At 42.0% G+C, this 18,047-nt stretch carries 19 protein-coding genes; 13 read left to right on the forward strand and 6 right to left on the reverse strand.

Features of this window, described 5'->3' with window-relative positions; all coding sequences use genetic code 11:
- Positions 1 to 57 precede the first annotated feature (57 nt).
- Positions 58 to 399 (reverse strand): winged helix-turn-helix transcriptional regulator, encoded by a 342-nt coding sequence (locus PMI13_RS05340; protein WP_007841434.1) that lies wholly within the window; start codon positions 397 to 399, stop codon positions 58 to 60.
- A gap of 88 nt (positions 400 to 487) precedes the next feature.
- Here PMI13_RS05340 and PMI13_RS05345 point away from each other — a divergent pair, with 88 nt between their 5' ends.
- The gene (locus tag PMI13_RS05345; RefSeq protein WP_007841435.1) at positions 488 to 1,282 is read left to right on the forward strand and encodes an SDR family oxidoreductase; all 795 of its coding nucleotides are present in this window, start codon (positions 488 to 490) and stop codon (positions 1,280 to 1,282) included.
- A gap of 210 nt (positions 1,283 to 1,492) precedes the next feature.
- On the opposite strand, the gene mobC is transcribed toward PMI13_RS05345, so the two are convergent.
- The 3 genes from mobC to mobA form a co-directional block, all read right to left on the reverse strand.
- Positions 1,493 to 3,511, reverse strand: coding sequence for a conjugal transfer protein MobC (mobC, locus tag PMI13_RS05350; protein WP_007841436.1), 2,019 nt, complete (start codon positions 3,509 to 3,511; stop codon positions 1,493 to 1,495).
- Between the two features lie 131 nt (positions 3,512 to 3,642).
- Positions 3,643 to 4,953 (reverse strand): conjugal transfer protein MobB, encoded by a 1,311-nt coding sequence (gene mobB, locus PMI13_RS05355; protein ID WP_007841442.1) that lies wholly within the window; start codon positions 4,951 to 4,953, stop codon positions 3,643 to 3,645.
- Between the two features lies 1 nt (position 4,954).
- A complete protein-coding gene (gene mobA / locus PMI13_RS05360) occupies positions 4,955 to 5,392 on the reverse strand; it encodes a conjugal transfer protein MobA (RefSeq protein WP_007841444.1) in 438 nt (145 codons plus the stop codon).
- Between the two features lie 713 nt (positions 5,393 to 6,105).
- On the opposite strand from mobA, the gene PMI13_RS05365 reads away from it, so the two are divergent.
- Genes PMI13_RS05365 through PMI13_RS05380 form a run of 4 tightly spaced genes read left to right on the forward strand, consistent with a single transcriptional unit; the run spans position 6,106 to position 8,809 of the window.
- Entirely contained in the window at positions 6,106 to 6,873 is a 768-nt protein-coding gene (locus tag PMI13_RS05365) for a ParA family protein (RefSeq protein ID WP_007841446.1), read from the forward strand.
- A gap of 4 nt (positions 6,874 to 6,877) precedes the next feature.
- The gene (locus PMI13_RS05370) at positions 6,878 to 7,285 is read left to right on the forward strand and encodes a DUF3408 domain-containing protein (protein WP_007841447.1); all 408 of its coding nucleotides are present in this window, start codon (positions 6,878 to 6,880) and stop codon (positions 7,283 to 7,285) included.
- Positions 7,286 to 7,320: 35 nt separating this feature from the next.
- Positions 7,321 to 7,926, forward strand: a complete 606-nt coding sequence (locus PMI13_RS05375) for a conjugal transfer protein TraD (RefSeq protein WP_449384733.1) — start codon at positions 7,321 to 7,323, stop codon at positions 7,924 to 7,926.
- A gap of 52 nt (positions 7,927 to 7,978) precedes the next feature.
- Positions 7,979 to 8,809, forward strand: coding sequence for a hypothetical protein (locus PMI13_RS05380; protein WP_007841450.1), 831 nt, complete (start codon positions 7,979 to 7,981; stop codon positions 8,807 to 8,809).
- Positions 8,810 to 8,877: 68 nt separating this feature from the next.
- Here the strand turns inward: PMI13_RS05380 and PMI13_RS05385 are convergent, their stop codons facing one another.
- Entirely contained in the window at positions 8,878 to 9,477 is a 600-nt protein-coding gene (locus PMI13_RS05385; RefSeq protein ID WP_007841452.1) for a hypothetical protein, read from the reverse strand.
- 344 nt (positions 9,478 to 9,821) lie between these two features.
- Here PMI13_RS05385 and PMI13_RS05390 point away from each other — a divergent pair, with 344 nt between their 5' ends.
- The 6 genes from PMI13_RS05390 to traK all read left to right on the forward strand — a co-directional run bounded on the left by PMI13_RS05390 (position 9,822) and on the right by traK (position 15,443).
- Positions 9,822 to 10,127, forward strand: coding sequence for a DUF4134 domain-containing protein (locus PMI13_RS05390; RefSeq protein WP_007841455.1), 306 nt, complete (start codon positions 9,822 to 9,824; stop codon positions 10,125 to 10,127).
- A 3-nt stretch (positions 10,128 to 10,130) separates the two neighbouring features.
- A complete protein-coding gene (locus PMI13_RS05395; protein ID WP_007841456.1) occupies positions 10,131 to 10,463 on the forward strand; it encodes a DUF4133 domain-containing protein in 333 nt (110 codons plus the stop codon).
- Complete coding sequence (locus PMI13_RS05400) at positions 10,460 to 12,961, forward strand: TraG family conjugative transposon ATPase (protein ID WP_007841457.1); 2,502 nt, start codon at positions 10,460 to 10,462, stop codon at positions 12,959 to 12,961. Before PMI13_RS05395 ends, PMI13_RS05400 begins: the two co-directional genes overlap by 4 nt.
- A 66-nt stretch (positions 12,962 to 13,027) precedes the next feature.
- A complete protein-coding gene (locus PMI13_RS05405; RefSeq protein WP_007841458.1) occupies positions 13,028 to 13,657 on the forward strand; it encodes a DUF4141 domain-containing protein in 630 nt (209 codons plus the stop codon).
- A gap of 23 nt (positions 13,658 to 13,680) precedes the next feature.
- Complete coding sequence (gene traJ / locus PMI13_RS05410; protein ID WP_034669314.1) at positions 13,681 to 14,691, forward strand: conjugative transposon protein TraJ; 1,011 nt, start codon at positions 13,681 to 13,683, stop codon at positions 14,689 to 14,691.
- A gap of 128 nt (positions 14,692 to 14,819) precedes the next feature.
- Complete coding sequence (traK, locus tag PMI13_RS05415; RefSeq protein WP_007841460.1) at positions 14,820 to 15,443, forward strand: conjugative transposon protein TraK; 624 nt, start codon at positions 14,820 to 14,822, stop codon at positions 15,441 to 15,443.
- Positions 15,444 to 15,610: 167 nt separating this feature from the next.
- Here the strand turns inward: traK and PMI13_RS21665 are convergent, their stop codons facing one another.
- Positions 15,611 to 15,739, reverse strand: a complete 129-nt coding sequence (locus tag PMI13_RS21665; protein ID WP_262483285.1) for a hypothetical protein — start codon at positions 15,737 to 15,739, stop codon at positions 15,611 to 15,613.
- 4 nt (positions 15,740 to 15,743) lie between these two features.
- Between PMI13_RS21665 and traM the strand changes: the two genes are divergently transcribed.
- Together traM and traN are read left to right on the forward strand one after the other, a co-directional pair.
- Complete coding sequence (gene traM, locus PMI13_RS05425) at positions 15,744 to 17,048, forward strand: conjugative transposon protein TraM (RefSeq protein ID WP_007841461.1); 1,305 nt, start codon at positions 15,744 to 15,746, stop codon at positions 17,046 to 17,048.
- Positions 17,049 to 17,120: 72 nt separating this feature from the next.
- Positions 17,121 to 18,041, forward strand: coding sequence for a conjugative transposon protein TraN (gene traN, locus PMI13_RS05430; protein WP_007841462.1), 921 nt, complete (start codon positions 17,121 to 17,123; stop codon positions 18,039 to 18,041).
- Positions 18,042 to 18,047 lie beyond the last annotated feature (6 nt).

The raw sequence follows: 18,047 nt of genomic DNA on the forward strand, positions 1-18,047 counted from the left end.
GATGACATAATGGTAGGTGAAGTGTTGTTACCGTATTTTAGCAATGAAAACAAATTGTTACTCCCCTTTAATTTTTAGCTTGTGTTTTTTGCCCCACCTTTCCAATGGTTTTGCAATTTCATCAAGTCCCAAACCATAAGAAGTTACAGTATATTCTATCCGAACAGGATAATCGCTAACTATGCTTCTTGTAATCAAAAAATTTTCTTCTAAATGTTTTAATTCTTTTGACAAAACACGATTTGTAATTTTCGGAATTGAATTTGAAATATCATTAAACCGCTTGTTTCCGCTGTAAATAGAAAGAATTATTGGTATTTTCCATTTACCACCAATTACAAACATGGTATCTTGAATCGCATTTATTTTCTCCTGAAATCGTTTTTCTTCCGTTGTCATTATAATTAAGTATCCTTTTGGATACAAGTATCAAAGGTATACTATTTTCATTTTACCTTTGTTGTGTAAACAATAAAAATAACGTAAAATGCAAACAATCTTCATCACAGGGGCTTCATCAGGAATTGGAAAAGCAACCGCAAAATTGTTTCAATCAAAAGGTTGGAATGTGATCGCAACAATGCGAAATACCGAAAAAGAAACTGAACTAACGCAATTAAAAAATATAACTATTTTGCCCCTAGACGTTACGAATCTTGAACAAATAAAGTCAACAGTATCCAAAGCCATTTCATTAGCGGAAATAGATGTAGTGTTGAATAATGCAGGTTATGGTTTGATGAGTTCCCTGGAATCATTTACTGACGAGAATATTGTAAAACAAATAGACACCAATTTTTTAGGGACAGTTCGCGTTACACAAGCCTTTATACCTCATTTCAGAGAGAAGAAAAACGGTTTATTTATTAATGTAACTTCTATTGGAGGACATACAGGCTTTCCATTCACAAGTGTTTACAACGGAACAAAATGGGCGGTAGAAGGTTGGAGTGAATGTTTGTCAATCGAATTGTCAATGTTTGGCGTTGGTGTTAAAACTGTTGCACCGAGCGCTACGAAAACGGATCTGTTTAGCCACAATTCGGACGTGAAACCTCTCCCATTTTATGAAGCAGCTGAGGGGAAAATGTTGAGTAAGATTAAGCCTGTCTCAACTCCTGAAGAAATAGCTGAAGTTATCTATCAGGCGGCAACAGACAACAAAGACCAGCTTCGTTATTTTGCAGGCAAAGGATCGCAGGCCATTTACGACAGACGTATGGAAATCGGTGCGGAAGCCTCAAGAAAAGAAATTAAAAAAAATTACTTTGACTCTGAGTGATGCTGCGGTGTACTGAGGTACGATTTGAGCAACAGATGTGATATCTCTTAGGATAATAAATAAAGAATCTAGGTCGTCATGTAGTTTGGTTAGGTAGTCAAATATTCCAAAATACAATAAATAAGTGATGCTATATATACCAAATTTTACTTTGCAGTCTTCTTTTATTTAGATAATTGATAAATTAATATTATTCCAGAAGAAGCCCCTTTATGGCTTCTTTTTTGGATCTGGATTTGGTATCAAATGCTGTAGCGCCGGATCATTTTTAATCCTGTCCATTTCGCTTTCGATGATCTGATTAACCTGCGCCTTTACATTCCGGTAATTGGCATCTATTTTCTGTTTCATTACATCTTCTCCGTTATCATCACAAAATGAAAGAATCTGCGGGATTTTCTTGTATGCTTTTGTTTCCGCTGCTACTTTCTCGTTATCCACGACAATTTCAGAATGAAAGATTTTCTGCTCAATACGCTCATCGAAATTATCAGATACTGAACCTACAAAGATCCCTTGTGTTAGTGTGGAAATTTTTGAAGATGGAATAAGGCTATCGAGCTGGGTCGATATAGAGGTAGATGTATCATTTCTATTGATCGAAATACTCTGTCGTTTCTGTAGCACTTTTCCGAACCTTTCTGAGAGATTTTTTGCAGTTTCTCCAACTACCTGTCCTGAGAATATATTACCCACAGTATTCTGGATCACTTTACTTTCTTTGTCGCCATAATCCCTTGTTAGCTGACTGAAATCCTGAAATCCTAAGCAGACTGCCACCTTATTACTACGTGCAGTCGCGATAAGTGTATCCAATCCCCTGAAATAAATTGTGGGCAGCTCATCAATGATGACAGAACTCTTTAGTTGCCCTTTCTTGTTGATGAGCTTTACAATACGGGAATTATACAAGCCCAATGCGGCGGAATAGATATTCTGTCGGTCAGGGTTGTTGCCTACACACAAAATCTTTGGTTCAGCCGGGTTATTGATGTCCAACGAAAAATCATCGCCGGTCATTACCCAATAGAGTTGGGGCGAGATCATCCGGGATAGCGGGATCTTTGCTGAAGCTATTTGCCCTTGCAACTGGTCTTGCGCACCGCCTTTCCAGGCATCCATGAAGGGCGATAAATAATTCTCCAGCTCAGGATATGAAGTAAGTATGGTAAATACATCAGCGTATTTTTTATTTAGCAATTCTATGGCATGAGGAAAAGTACAATATTTACCATCTTCGTAGATTCTCAAATACCAAATGATGGCTGCCAGAAGGATAATTGGGCTATCGACAAAAAATTCGCCTTGTTTGGTTATCCACGTTTTATTAAGGTTAAGCATGATTGTATAAGCCGCCTCGTAAGCATCGGATATGTCTGTCATAAAGTTAGGATTGATGGGGTTGCATCTATGGCTCCGGCGTGGATCGTCAAAATTGATGACGTAGAATTTCGGTTGTATTTTATACTTGTCGGTGTGCTTTAGTAAATGATTATACGCAATGGTGGAAAGGTCATCGAACTTAAAATCATAGATATACATACTAAATCCTTTCTCAATATGCTGCTTGATGTAGTTGTTTACGATAGCATAGCTTTTACCTGAGCCTGGCGTTCCTAAAACAATCGTGGCACGAAAGGGGTTGACCACGTTAATCCATCCCGGGTTCCATTTTCCTTTGTAATAAAACTGAGTTGGAAGGTTGACTGAATATTCATTTTTTATAAGTCTGGTTTCCTGCTGGAAGCTTTCATTTTCATTGTTGAAAACATCATCCATCAGATTATTCTTCAGTAATCGGCTCATCCATACCCCGGTCATTAGCAAAAGGATATATCCTAAGCTGGTACTAAGTATATAAAAGAATGTAGCTGTTTCAAAAGGAAGTTTTAATAACGGGGTATTTAGAAAGAATAGGACAGTGCCGGTACCTGATGCGGTATTGATTTTAGGCCAGGTGATCTTTTCATTTTTAACTCCTTTTGTACCGAGGCAGCTTAAACCAAGAAGGATCACAGCGAAAATTTTTGTATACAGGGTGTGAGAGAAAAGTCCTGCCGTCCGTTGGAAATTCTGTAATATTTTATTGATAATATCAAGGGTCCACCCCCTTTCATGAAATGCCCCATAACAGAACCAATACAGGTGCATCAGTATTAAAAGAATGCTTACTGCGCGCATAAAAGCCATAATTTTGGCCAGCCCTCTTAAATCGTCCTCCCCTTGCATAATTGTAGAAAATTTGTTGAAGGTCAATGTAGAAGTTCCCTCTACGCGCTATAAGGGAAGGGGAGAGAATGGCTTTAAGAGGGACTATTTGGCTTTATCATTAAGAGGCACTTTTTGGTGTAGCCTTTTTTCTAAGTTTGTCTACCGGGTTTACGCTTCTTCTTTTTCTTCATTTGGCCCAGGAAAGATAACTCCTGGTAATCATCACCCGGAGCCTCCGGGAACAGTTCTCCGGTGACCTCTATGAAGGGAGAGCCTTCGTTGGTAGTGTTAGTTGCGCTTCTTTCCAGAAACTGGAATATGTCACGGGGAGGTAAGGAGGGAGGAATGGCTTCAGCCCACTTCTCATTTGAAGCAATATTATTTTCTTCTTGATTTTTGATCTCAGGCTTCCTGCCATTTTCCCACCAATTATTAAAAATATTGGCAGAATATTCTTTTTCCAGCCGTGAGCCGTTCCATACTGTTTTGGAATTATGGTCTATGAATGTAACTCCATAGATTCTACCGGAATCATTCCGGCGGACAACGATATTTATATTTTGCATTGCGAGGAGATTTTTAAATTCTTTTTCATTTCGGGCTGCCTTCATGACTTCAGCAATAATCATCTTTACCTTGTTTCTTGTATCATTGCTTTTAGCATTTTCTTTACACTCTGCAAAATGAAGTTCTAACTGAGCAAATCCGGCATTCTTGCCGAAGAGGGAGGCTTTGAACGGGTTACTGCATTTCTCACCTTGATCATTAAGGGCAAAGTAAACAAGTCCATGTTTGAGCTTTCCATGAAGCTCACCCTCGACTTTTTCAGCTGTAATGTTAAATAAGGATAACAAAGCATTATATTCACCTAATGTCTGAAACTTGTAATAGGAAGGAAGATACCGCACTATAGAAGCAATCTGGCTTTTAATATTTCCCTTTGTGTAATCCACCGGGTGGAACACCATGCCTTCGCTCTGTTTCTCTTCTTTATTATCTACTGGTAACAATCCGAATGTTTTCTCCATGTTACGGCATACGGCCATAGAGCGCCTTTTTTCAAACTTATCTGAAATTTTTCTACCCTCTTCATTTACGCAGACTGATACAATATGAATATGAGTACGCTCTATGTCGGTATGCTTGTATACCACATAGGGCTGTTCACCGTAGCCCATTTCCAGCATGTACTGCGCAGCCATAGCCCTGAACTTTTCATCGCTGACCTGATCCTTCGGACCTGGATTAAGGGAGATATGCAGAACGGGTTTTTCTGTATTCCGGTTCGCAGCCAGGTAGGATTCAAAAGAACGGCATAAAGTGGCAATGGAATATGTGCCATCAGGTGTTTCCATCATCTTATGGGTATGGATAATCTGACCGTTTTCCTTCTCAATTTTTTGATGGTTATATGAGAGTGCACCGAACAGGCTTTTTCCCCTGCCAATTTTTGCTATCATTTTACGTCTCTTTTTTCAGATATTTTGTTTCAAATTCCTCTGTTAGCCGTATTATTTTCTTACATAAAACCGCCATTTCGATCGTCTGTTTTTCCAGTTTAAAGAGATATGCCGCTGCTTTTTTTTCCGAAAAGTGGCGGAATAGTATCTTAACTACCTGGTTGTAATTCACGCCAACCGACCTGAACTGACTATATAGGTTGGTAAGCTTTATATAGTAGTCAACAGCCGCTTTGTCTATTTTGACGGTCTTGATCGTCTTTTGAAAAATGCAGGCGGTAATAAAGTGGGCTTTAACCTGCATACCTGACTGCTCGAAAAGCGAAAGAAACTGCGCATGTTCCTGCGCGTTGAGAGATATCGAGTAGCGGAATACCGCTGGGTCGTCTTTAGGATTACGGCCCGCTTTGCGTATTGATTTATTGTTGTCCTTATCCATCACTAATCCATTTAAATTTTAGAAAACCCCGACTTCGGAGGGTGTTTTTCAGCTCCCGGCAGGGCAAGTTGTTTTGAGCAGCGGAAAGCATTTGGAGCTGCTCAAAACACAACTTGCTGTTATCTGGTGATAACAAAATCCGCCCTTTGGGGGCGGATTCGATAGAGCCGGGAGGGTGGCCCGTTGGGCCGTCAATTACCTCCCGTGATTTAGAAACATGTATTATTTAAGTCACTTACAAAGTACGGACTTTAAAACCGAAGCATTGCTTAGTGGCACACTGCCATATACTGCCTCCCAGCGCCAAACGACGACAGGTTTATTAAGACTTCATTGTATGTGCATTCCTTTGTACCTGAATCTGGTTCTATATCTGTTCATAGGTTTGTACACAGCTACATACAAACAGGTATACACAGTTACATACGTACAATTAAATGTATGCGGGAAAATACCCGCGTAAGTGCTTTTGTCCATACCGCTGTACATAATCAGGTAAAAACAAATGTGCAGGTGCATCGGCATACGGATATAGTTACCTGTTTAAAGATGCAGTACCGTACGAAAGTATTTAGGTAAAGAAATATAATCATAAGCAGGTGTTTATTTCTGTGCGGTCCTGCATACTTAAATCCTTTGGTAGCTGGGATGTTAAGTACATGGATGCAGAAGTAACTAAAAACATAAGTAAGTGAATAAAAATAATTATACAAATGGAAACAAAAAAGAAAACAGTATTTATTGCCTTTTCTTCCCAGAAGGGTGGTGTAGGAAAAAGCGCATTCACGGCACTTGCTGCCAGCACACTCCATTACAGGCTCGGCTACAATGTGGCGGTCTACGACTGTGACTTCCCCCAACATAGCCTTATAAAAATGCGGGAACGGGATATGAAGTCAATTATGGAGAATGAATTATTTAAAAGAATGGCCTACAAGCAATTTACGACCATCAATAAAAAAGCTTACCCCATTTTACAGCATGGAGCCGAAGGGGTACTGGAAGCAGCGCATGACTTTATGGATTCATTACCGGTACCGTTGGATTTTCTTTTTTTTGATCTGCCTGGAACGGTGAACACCCCTGGGATACTAAGTGCTTTAGCGGGGATGAACCATATTTTCACACCGATCATAGCGGACCGTGTTGTAATGGAAAGTACGCTTGTTTTCTCGCAGTTGATGAAGGATGTTATAATGAAGCGTGGTGAAAACTGTATTGAAACCATCAATCTGTTTTGGAACCAGGTAGATGGGCGGGAGCGCTCTCCCTTATATGATATTTATAACAGGCTCATTGATGAACTGGGGTTAAGCGTGATGAACAGCCAGGTCACCGGCAGCCTGCGTTTCCGAAAAGATAGCGAAGCTCATGCGAAAACCGTATTCCGGTCCACTTTACTGCCGCCTGATGAGAAGTTAATGAAAGCCTGCCGGTTGGATGAGTTTATGACTGAATTTATTAGAACTGTTCAATTGTAGTATTATGGAGAAAGATGATAAGAAAAAAGTGACTCCTGAAATTGACGAGGCGCTGATGATGTCTCTAATGGCCGGTGGTGTACAAAAAGAAGGCTTGCAGAATCCCACGGAAATACCAGCCAAGCCGTTGGTAGAAAAGCCTGTGAATAAGGAACGAGGCAAGGCTAGAAAAGGAGGGGATGTAGATTATGAGCCTATTTTTTTTAAGAAGGTTGAAACTAATGCCCGTGATGGAAAGTCTGTATATATCCGCCCCGATTTTCATGAACGCTTATCCCGTATTGTACAGATCATCGGGGAAGATAAGATAAGTATTTACGCCTACCTGGACAATGTGCTGGAATATCATTTTCAGGAATTTGGTGACCAGATCACCGATAGTTTTAATAATAAATACAAACCTATTTTATAAGTATTATGATGGAGCTGTTAATCTTAATTTGCCTTTTGGTAGTAATCTTTCTCCTTGTAGAAGAAAGGATAGCACATGGTAAGAGGCCGGCAAAGAATAACCTTAAGAAAGATCCTTTGCCGGATCTGCCTGATATTATGGGACGCCCCAGGCCCGTTCAAAGCCACGTACTGCCAAATATTGCCCCACAGAGTCAACATGAGGAAGATAAAGCAGAAGCTGATAATTTTGAAATTGAAATCGACGAGGAAGATGTTGCCATAGAAATTCCGCAGGAAGACCTGGATGAAGTTTTTAGTAGTGGCCCTGACCTGTGGGAAGAGGAAGAAGAATGGAACAGGTACGGGATGCAGGCAGGCGACAACGGTTTTGCTACAGGGGTTACCTTTGAAGAACTAAGCACCGTGGGGATGCTGCTCAGCCAGGAAGTGCTTGAGCCATCCCAACAAAACATAGCGATCGGGCTGGTTCAAAAGATACAGGGGACCGAATTGTTAAGCCTACTGGAAAATTCTATTGAAGGGGCCTCACGAAAGATTGCTGATTTATTGGACAGGAGTCTTTCCGGTGAAGCGGGTTCCAGTTCTTCTTTTATGCGGAAGAATGACCTTGAAGATTTTGATATTGGGGAGTTTGTGTGAGATTGAATCTTACGCAGGCTCCCTTTTATATTGACCATAAAACAAAAATATCGTGAAAAGAGAATTGCCTGTAATAACCATTGAAGGAACCGAATTTATGGTAGATGTAAACGCATTTAAATTACATGAGAAAGACAATCCGGAAAATGTTATTTCGTTTGAGGATATGCGGGATGTTGATGACGGTTATGTTTTTTCCTATAGTCCGGGTAGAAGGAATATTCCGCCGTTATTTGGAAGGGATAGCAACCGTAGTATTACTGTAAAAATTCCGGAATGGGTTGCGCTTGACCCGGTGGGTATGGCTGAGAAATACGGGCTTACCCCAGAGAAGCTTCAAGGGAAAACTGATTTTGACGTGATGGTTGACCAGGAGGCACTTAACAGGCGGATAAACGAAGGAATGCTTCCAACGGTGAGAATCGCAGATCATATTTTTTATGTAGATCTCCGGATGAATATGCTTCGCCCCAAAGACGATTTTGCGTCCAATGGAATTGTGTTTTCAGAGATAGAGTCCTATAATTTAGAAATAACAGATGAATACCTCATTCCCTACAATCCTCTGACCCATGAATTCCAGGATATTGACTGTGAACGGATTACCGAGTATCCAAAAGACCTTATTGCTGTTCGGTTTCCTTGCGAATGGGTACTTGACCCTATAGGTTGGAACAGGTGCAGTGGTATGGACGAGCTTTGCGACTTAAAGTATATAGGGCCTCAGAGTCATTTTAATGCCGAGACCATCCCGTGGGAGAAAACCTTTCTTTGCGACATTATAAAAGAAAACCGGTTACAACAGGGAAAACAAGTGGAAGATAAAGGTATACAGCCAGATTCGGACGAAGAACAACAGTTAAAAAAGGGTTGTAAGAGATAACATCTTAATTATTGGCATGAAATATTCCTGGTATTTTATATGGAAATTGCTGAAGCAATGATAAAAAATTACCCCAAGATTCTTTTGATCAATTTTTTATGTTCTTCTATTTGTACGTGCCGTTTTCTGGCAGCTTTCTCCAATTCATTCTTCAGCTCAGTAACAGGATTCCAGTTATTGTAAACCTTCTTTTTGATTCCATATTTTTCTGCAAGATCATTTGACAGCCTATAAGCTGTTAAGCCAAATATGCTATACTGGTATTTGCGTTCATTGAACCATTCTTCATAGTCTGGTGGACCTGCAATTTCCCATGTTGCTTTAATCATTCTGTTCCCGTCTTCAATTTCTGAAGGGAAGGAAAGTAACCTGAACATCAGCTCATGATCGATGCTTTTCCAGTCAACATCATCGGGATAAACCGGGGGAGGAGGTGTTGCTACCTGCGCCTGAAGGCATCCATCCGGTGTACGTTGCCCGTAGGATAGTCCATCATCTTTGACTACATCCGTACAATGATCAAGGTATTGATCCAGTATGCAAACAATCCGTATTGCAAGGTATTTTGCACTTTTATTGATTTCTTTTTGATTTGACCAATAGGACTGGAACCAGGAAATTCCAGATCCAAGTAAAACCCCGATTAGTCCAAATATTGCTTCTGTCATTTAATTCTTCTTTTAGTCTTTCCAATATAAGAAATTGGTTTGAGGTTTCCTGTATACATCAGTGCTTATACCTATTTTAAATTTCTTTTTTGACACCTTGTATCGATGTCCTTCGGTTCACCGTTTTTCTCCTTCTCATTTTTCAGTAGTTATCCTGATGATACGTGTTGCCCCAATGGGATAGTTATAGAATGGTACTGCTTGTAAAGTAATGCCAAAGCGCATTTTTATGCGCTGTTAAAGCCATGTAACGCCAAACAATGCCCCTGCCAGACGCTTTGGTGTAGCGGGTTTTAGAGGCTGATACATTTGTTCCATGATGTAACAATTAAAATTTTTTGATCATGGAAAAAAGAAAGAAAAAGATTCTCATGACGGCAGTTATGCTGTTATCCGGCTCCTGGGTGATGGCACAGGGAAATGGGTCTGCAGGAATTAATGAAGCGACCCAGATGGTGACCTCCTACTTTGACCCGGCGACAAAGTTAATTTATGCGATCGGTGCTGTGGTTGGGTTAATAGGGGGCGTAAAAGTGTATAACAAATTCAGCAGCGGTGATCCCGATACCTCGAAAACTGCGGCAAGCTGGTTTGGGGCCTGCATCTTTTTGATTGTTGCGGCTACCATTTTAAGATCCTTTTTCCTTTAAGCTATGGGAACCTTTCACATCAACAAAGGAATAGGACGCAGCGTAGAGTTTCAAGGTCTGAAAGCCCAATACCTGTTCATTTTTGCCGGCGGCCTGCTAGGAACTCTGATCCTGGTTATGGTCCTCTATATGGCAGGTGTACCGCCTTACGCCTGTATAGGAACGGGAGCTGTAGGGGCTTCTGTTATCATCTGGCAGACTTTCCACCTGAATAAAAAGTATGGGCAGTACGGCCTAATGAAAGCTGCCGCGCGCAAAAGGCATCCCCGCTACATCGTGTCCCGTAAAGCGGTCTACCGGTATTTCCATTCCACATCAAATAAGCAGAAATCATGAGGAACATTTCAAAAATGACGACCCTTGAAAGCAGGTTTCCGCTTCTGGCTGTGGAAGATGATTTTGTGATCTCAAAAGAGGCCGATATTACCGCGTGTTTCAAAGTATCGCTTCCGGAAGTCTTTACGGTATCTTCTGCTGAATACGAAAGTATTCATGCTACCTGGCATAAAGCGGTAGTAACGCTGCCGGACTATTGTATTGTCCATAAGCAGGATTGGTTTATTAAGGAAAATTATTTGCCGGAACTCGACAAAGAGCAGCAGAGTTTTTTGAGCAGAAGTTATGAGCGCCATTTTAATGAACGCCCCTTTCTTAATCACTATTGCTACCTGTTTCTTACGCAAAGTTCAAAGGACCGGATGCGCAAGCAGAGTAATTTTTCTTCGCTTTGTAAAGGGGCATTGATCCCAAAGGAGAAGATGAGCGGAGAAACCGCTTACCGCTTTAAAGAAGCTGTGGCTCAATTTGAGAGGATCATCAACGATAGCGGTCTTATTTCCATGAAGAGAATGAGTGAGGCGGAACTTGTAGGGACGGAAAAAAGGCAGGGACTGTTTTCTCAGTATCTCAGTTTGTCGGTGGATACTACAGGAGTATTGGATGACCTATATCTCGGGGCGGAGGAAATGCGGATTGGAAATAAGCGGCTATGCCTGCACACCCTTTCTGATACGGATGATCTTCCTGGAAAGGTTGGTGCTGAATCCAGGTATGAAAAACTTTCCACAGACAGGAGCGATTGCTTACTGTCTTTTGCAGCGCCTGCCGGGCTGTTACTGAGTTGCGACCATATTTATAACCAGTACCTGTTCATTGATAACAGTGAAGAGAATCTTAGAAAGTTTGAACGGACGGCCAAAAATATGCACTCGCTGGGTAGGTATAGCCGGAGCAACCAGATTAACAGGGAATGGATAGAACGTTATCTCAATGAGGCTCATTCCTATGGACTGCCTTCTATCCGTGCCCATTTTAACGTTATGGCCTGGACAGATGCTGCGGCGGAGCTAAAGCAGATCAAGAATGATACAGGGAGCGCTCTTGCGCTGATGGAGTGTAAGCCCAGGCACAACACCTCGGATGCAGCTACGCTGTTTTGGGCGGGGATTCCCGGCAATGCAGGGGATTTTCCCAGTGAGGAGAGCTTTTACACTTTCATAGAACCTGCTCTATGTTTTTTTACCGAGGAAACGAACTACCAGAATTCGCCTTCTCCATTTGGGATCAAGATGTCGGACAGGCTCACGGGAAAACCTATTCATCTGGATATTTCCGACATGCCGATGAAAAAGGGGATCATCACAAACCGTAACAAGTTTGTCCTGGGTCCCTCCGGCAGTGGGAAATCCTTTTTCACCAACCATATGGTGAGGCAGTATTATGAGCAGGGTACCCATGTTCTATTGGTAGATACAGGGAACTCCTACCAGGGGTTATGTGAACTTATAAAAAACAAGACCAATGGAAAGGACGGCGTATACGTTACCTATACGGAAGACAACCCCATTTCATTTAATCCATTTTACACGGATGACGGGATATTTGATATTGAAAAAAGGGAAAGCATCAAAACCCTGATCCTTACCCTATGGAAACGGGATGATGAACCACCTACACGCTCTGAGGAAGTTGCCCTGTCTAACGCGGTTAACCTCTATATCGAATCCTTAAAAAAGGACTCAGGCCATCGTCCATGTTTTGACGCTTTCTATGAATTTGTAAAGAATGACTATAGTAAAATTCTCGAAGAGAAGAAAGTGCGGGAGAAAGACTTCGACCTATCCAATTTTCTCAATGTCTTGGAACCTTATTACAAGGGTGGTGAGTACGATTATCTGCTGAACTCAGATAAGCAGCTGGACCTGCTTTCCAAGCGATTCATTGTTTTTGAAATTGATGCGATTTCCGGGCACAGGATTTTGTTCCCCGTTGTAACCATAATCATTATGGAAGTTTTCATCAACAAAATGCGCCGTCTCAAGGGTATAAGAAAGATGATCCTTATTGAAGAAGCCTGGAAGGCTATTGCTAAAGAAGGTATGGCGGAGTATATCAAGTACCTCTTTAAAACGGTCAGAAAATTTTTTGGCGAGGCTATCATCGTGACCCAGGAGGTGGATGACATCATTAATTCTCCAATCGTTAAGGAATCCATTATTAACAATTCGGATTGTAAGATTCTTCTGGACCAGCGCAAGTACATGAACAAGTTTGATGATATACAGGCCATGCTTGGCCTTACCGACAAGGAGAAGTCGCAGATTCTCTCCATTAACCAGAACAATGATCCATCGAGATTATATAAAGAAGTGTGGATTGGGCTTGGAGGCAACCATTCTGCCGTGTACGCGACTGAAGTAAGTACAGAAGAATATTTAGCATTTACCACAGAAGAATCTGAGAAACATGAGTTAATGCAGAGGGCATCACAGCTGGACGGAAATATCGAGGAAGCGATCCGGCGGATTGCTGCTGAGAAGAAAGGTTTGGAATAGCTGCAAGGGTTATTACCGAACGTCAGATACACTTAAACAAACGAATAAAAATAAAATTATAAAGCAATGAAAAATATGATCAAAATGCTATGTGCAGCAATGCTGCTCTGCATTTCAAACGTTAATGCGCAGTTTGTGGTAACAGATCCGGGTAACCTGATCTCGGGAATCCTCAACTCTGCCAATGAAATTGTTCAGACCTCATCCACTGTATCCAATGTGGTTAAGAATTTCAAGGAGGTGGAGAAGGTCTACTCGCAGGGGAAAGAGTATTACGACAAACTTAAGGCCGTAAACAATTTGGTAAAGGATGCCCGTAAGGTACAGGAGACCGTGCTTCTGGTTGGTGATATCTCTGAGATGTACGTAGTGAATTTTAAAAAAATGATCGGTGATAAAAATTTTTCACCACAGGAAGTTGCTGCCATTGCTTATGGTTACTCACAGCTTCTGAAAGAAAGCTCGGGGCTTCTGAAAGACCTGAAACAGATTGTGAACAGTTCCTCACTCTCACTAAACGACAAAGAAAGGATGGATATCATTGACCAGGTATACAAAGAGGTACGTGAATATTATAACCTGGTGCGATACTACACGAACAAAAATATTTCGGTTAGTTATATAAGAGCCAAAAAGGAGAATGATGCAGCGAGGGTTCTTAAGCTCTATGGTTCGGATCAATTAAAATACTGGTAAAAATTAAGTGTATGTTATTAGCAATAGAATTTCAGAGCCTGCATGAAGTGCTTCGCACACTGTATGATGAAATGATGCCATTGTGTGCACAGATGGCCGGGGTTGCCCGTGGAATTGCCGGTTTGGGCGCACTCTTTTATGTGGCCTACAGGGTATGGCAGGCATTGTCCCGCGCTGAGCCCATTGATGTGTACCCACTTCTCCGGCCCTTTGCTGTCGGGCTTTGTGTAATGTTCTTCCCCATTATCGTTTTGGGCACGATCAATAGCGTTTTAAGTCCTGTAGTTTCAGGAACACACCAGATACTTGAAGGGCAGACCCTTGATCTCCACAAGCTGCAAATGCAGAAGGACCAGCTGGAAAAAGAGGCGCTATTACGCAATCATGAAACTGCATTTTTGGCGTCAAATGAAGAATTTGATAAAAAGCTGGATGAATTGGGATGGTCACCCTCGGATATCGCAACAATGGCCGGAATGTATGTAGAACGGGCTTCGTACAATTTTGAAAAGCAGATCCGTGATTGGTTCCGGGAACTCCTGGAGATTATGTTCCAGGCAGCTGCGCTGGTTATCGATACGATACGGACGTTCTTTTTGATTGTTCTCAGCATCCTGGGACCTGTAGCTTTTGCCATTTCGGTGTGGGATGGTTTTCATTCTACCCTTACCCAATGGATATCAAGGTATGTAAGCGTTTATTTATGGCTTCCGGTTGCAGATCTTTTCAGCAGCATGCTGGCTAAGATACAGGTGCTGATGGTGCAGAATGATATAGACCAGCTCTCAGACCCCAACTTTATTCCTGATGGCTCAAATACGACGTATATCATCTTTATGCTTATCGGTATCGTTGGATATTTTACGATTCCCACAGTGACCGGTTGGGTAATACAATCCGGAGGCGGAGGCAATTTCAGCCGCAATATTAATCAGTCTGCCCGTAAAGCAGGAAGTATAGCGGGAGCCGGAGCTGGAGCTGCGGCAGGTAATGCTGCGGGGATCATAAAAGGCGAACTGATGGACAAGCGGTAGTTCCCCATGTGATATTAACGGGTTGGAAGGGCTGCCGGAGGCAGTGCGGTTTGTTAACGCGCCCTATTGGCAGTCTCCTGGGCGGCCCGACTAACCTTTTTATTCATTCTCTCTAACACTACGATATTATGGAATTTAAAGTATTAAGAAATATAGAAAACAGTTTTAAGCAGATCAGGCTATATGCCCTTCTGTATTCAGTCTTCTGCCTGGCACTCGTATTATTCATCGTGTGGAAATCATACCGGTTTGCTGAAGCTCAGCGCCAGAAGATTTATGTTCTGGATAACGGTAAATCATTAATGCTGGCATTATCCCAGGATGCAAAGATCAACAGGCCCGTGGAAGCCCGGGAGCACATCAGGCGGTTCCATGAACTTTTTTTTACACTTGCCCCTGACAAAGACGCCATTGAGAGTAACATTAAAAGGGCTTTGCTTCTTTCCGATAAAACCGCTTTTACCTATTATAAAGATCTTTCTGAAAAAGGATATTATAACAGGATCATTTCAGGCAACGTTCAACAACGGATCGAAATAGACAGCATCCATTGCCAGTTCGATCGTTATCCTTACTCGGTGCTCACTTATGCCAAGCAGTACATTACCCGAAGCAGCAATATTACAGAACGGAGTCTTGTTACCTCCTGCATACTGATCAACTCTGTACGATCAGATACTAATCCGCAGGGATTTACCATCGAGAAATTTACTGTAGTTGAAAATAAGGATCTGCAAACGGTAGACCGCTAACAGCATAAAATAAGGCTATGAAATATATTAAAAACCCTACCGGCAATTGGCAATTAAGACTGAATTCCTGGTGCAATAACCTGAGTCATAAACAAAGGCTCCGTTTGGTGCTGATCATCTCCATCATTTACTTTCTAATGTCCCTCGGTGTTTTCTTGTGGATATACCTAGATGAAACCAGGAACAAGGGAATAGAGATCAGGCATATCCAAAGCCCCGTTCCCATCATACAGCAAAGCCCAGAGACTTTTATAGTACCTGATGGTGACAGTAGTATAACTGATAAAACGAATCAAAATTATGGAAAAGAAAGAAAGTAATAAAAACACAGGGATCTTTCTCCATGAAGTGACTGAGGAGAAAATGACAGGTGAAAGATCTCCACTACTCGGTAAGGGCAGGATGAGAAAGATGCTCGTTTACATACTGATGGCTGTTGCCTTTGCCGGATGCCTGTATCTTATTTTCCGCCCGGATGAAAGTGAAGAAAAGGGAGTGGATGAGGGACTGAATAATGCTGTTCCCCAGGCCGGCAATGCGGAACTCGTGGGAGATAAGGAAAAAGCTTATGAACGGGAACTGCTTGAAAAAAAGGAGAACGAACGCCGTAAATCTATGCTGTCCTTATCCGATTACTGGAATGACGAAACAGATTCCACTAAATCTTTACCGGCTGTTGGCGGAGAACCTGAACCCGGTGATCCTGCCTCTGAAGGGGTAAAAAATTACCGGGAAATACAGAATACCCTGGGAAGCTTTTACCAGCCCGATGCGGAGAATCAATCGCTGAGAAGGGAAATAAGGGAACTAAAAGAAAAAGCAAAGGCGGAATCTTCCGAAAAAAACGAAACGCCTGATCCCATAGAGCTGATGGAGAAATCCTACCAGATGGCTGCAAAGTATCTGCCACAGGTAATGCCTCAAAAACAGGTGGTCGATTCTGTAAAAAAAGTGGTAACCCCGGAGCGTTATGTTGAACCCGTGTATACGGCAAAGAGAAACGTGGTGTCTTCCCTGTACAGGGATAAAGAGCAGAGTGATCGGGAGTTTATGGAATCTGTATTAAACGGAAGCTCCGACCGGCTATTTAACGGGCAATCTTCGGCCTCGCCAAATCCCCAGTTGGAAATAAGAAACAGTATCCGCGCCTGTATCCACAGGACACAGGTTGTGACTTTGGGCAGCAGTATTTCGCTGCGCCTATTGGAAGGGGCACGCATAGCCAGGATGAATATTCCTGCAGGTACACTGCTGACAGCAATAGTGGTTAATAGCGATGCAAGGTTGAAACTACAGGTAAGTTCGGTTGAATACAAGGGAAATATCGTACCGGTTGATTTGTCTGCGTATGGTTTGGATGGACAGCCTGGACTTAACCTGCCTTATTCCCCGGATGTGAATGCCTTTAAGGAGATCGCTTCAGGAATGAGCAGCTCGGCGGGTACCAACATTGTCCTGAGTTCCTCCACCGGACAGCAATTAACCTCAGATCTGACCAAAGGCGTGGTACAGGGAGTTTCAGGCTACGTGGCCAAGAGAATTGGCAGCCCGAAAATTACGGTTAAGTCCGGGGACCCCCTTTTCCTGGTACCTAAAAAGCAATGAACAATTAACGTGTCAAACTAATACTATAACAATGTAATAATGAAAAATATTTTAAAAATAATCACACCGGTAATGGTATTCCTGTTCATGGCAATGCCACTGAGAGGACATGCCCAAACAAGCGACTCTATCCGGTTGCCGATCGATTCGACGGAGGTGTGCAGGGATACTTCTTACGGCATCATTTCTCCGCATGAACTCCTGGTAACCTTTGATAAGACTACACATCTGATTTTTCCTTCTGCCATCCGCTATGTTGATTTGGGAAGTGAAAATATTACTGCAGGAAAGGCGGAAGATGCGGAGAATGTCCTCCGAGTGAAAGCGGCTGTAAAAGATTTTACAGAGGGAACTAATTTTTCCGTCATTACTGAAGATGGTAGATTTTACAATTTCAATGTATGGTATAGCGAATATCCTGATGTTCTCACTTTTAATTTTGCATCAGGCACCGGTTTAAAGGCGAGTTATCCTGATCAGGATACAGATGGAAGTATTCTTTTTAATGAACTGGGTACACAAAGGGCATCAGTTCCGGAATTGGTAATGAAAACAGTTTACAAGAAAAATAAGCGGGTATTCCGCCATATCGGGTCTCAAAGTTTCGGAATACAGGTGCTTCTCAAAGGCATTTATACGCTTGATGGGAAACTCTATTTCCATCTTTCGTTTCGCAATGTAACCTACATTCCCTTCACAATCGATTTTATCAGTTTCAAGGTCGTGGATAAGAAGATTGCTAAGCGTACTGTTATCCAGGAGCGGACTATTGTGCCTCTGCGTGAATATTTATCATTGAATCAGGTAGATGGCAGCTCTTTAGAACGAAACATTTACCTGCTGGAACAGATGACAATACCGGATGATAAGCTGCTTATCATTGAAATATTTGAGAAGAACGGTGGCAGGCACCAGGTACTAAAGATAGAAAATTCAGATTTGGTGAAGGCCCGGCCGGTTAAGGAAATGTATCTGGATTTTAATTCAAAGTAAGCCCTA

Origin of the sequence: Chryseobacterium populi, from assembly GCF_000282115.1 — a bacterium.
GTDB classification, from domain to species: Bacteria; Bacteroidota; Bacteroidia; order Flavobacteriales; family Weeksellaceae; genus Chryseobacterium; species Chryseobacterium populi.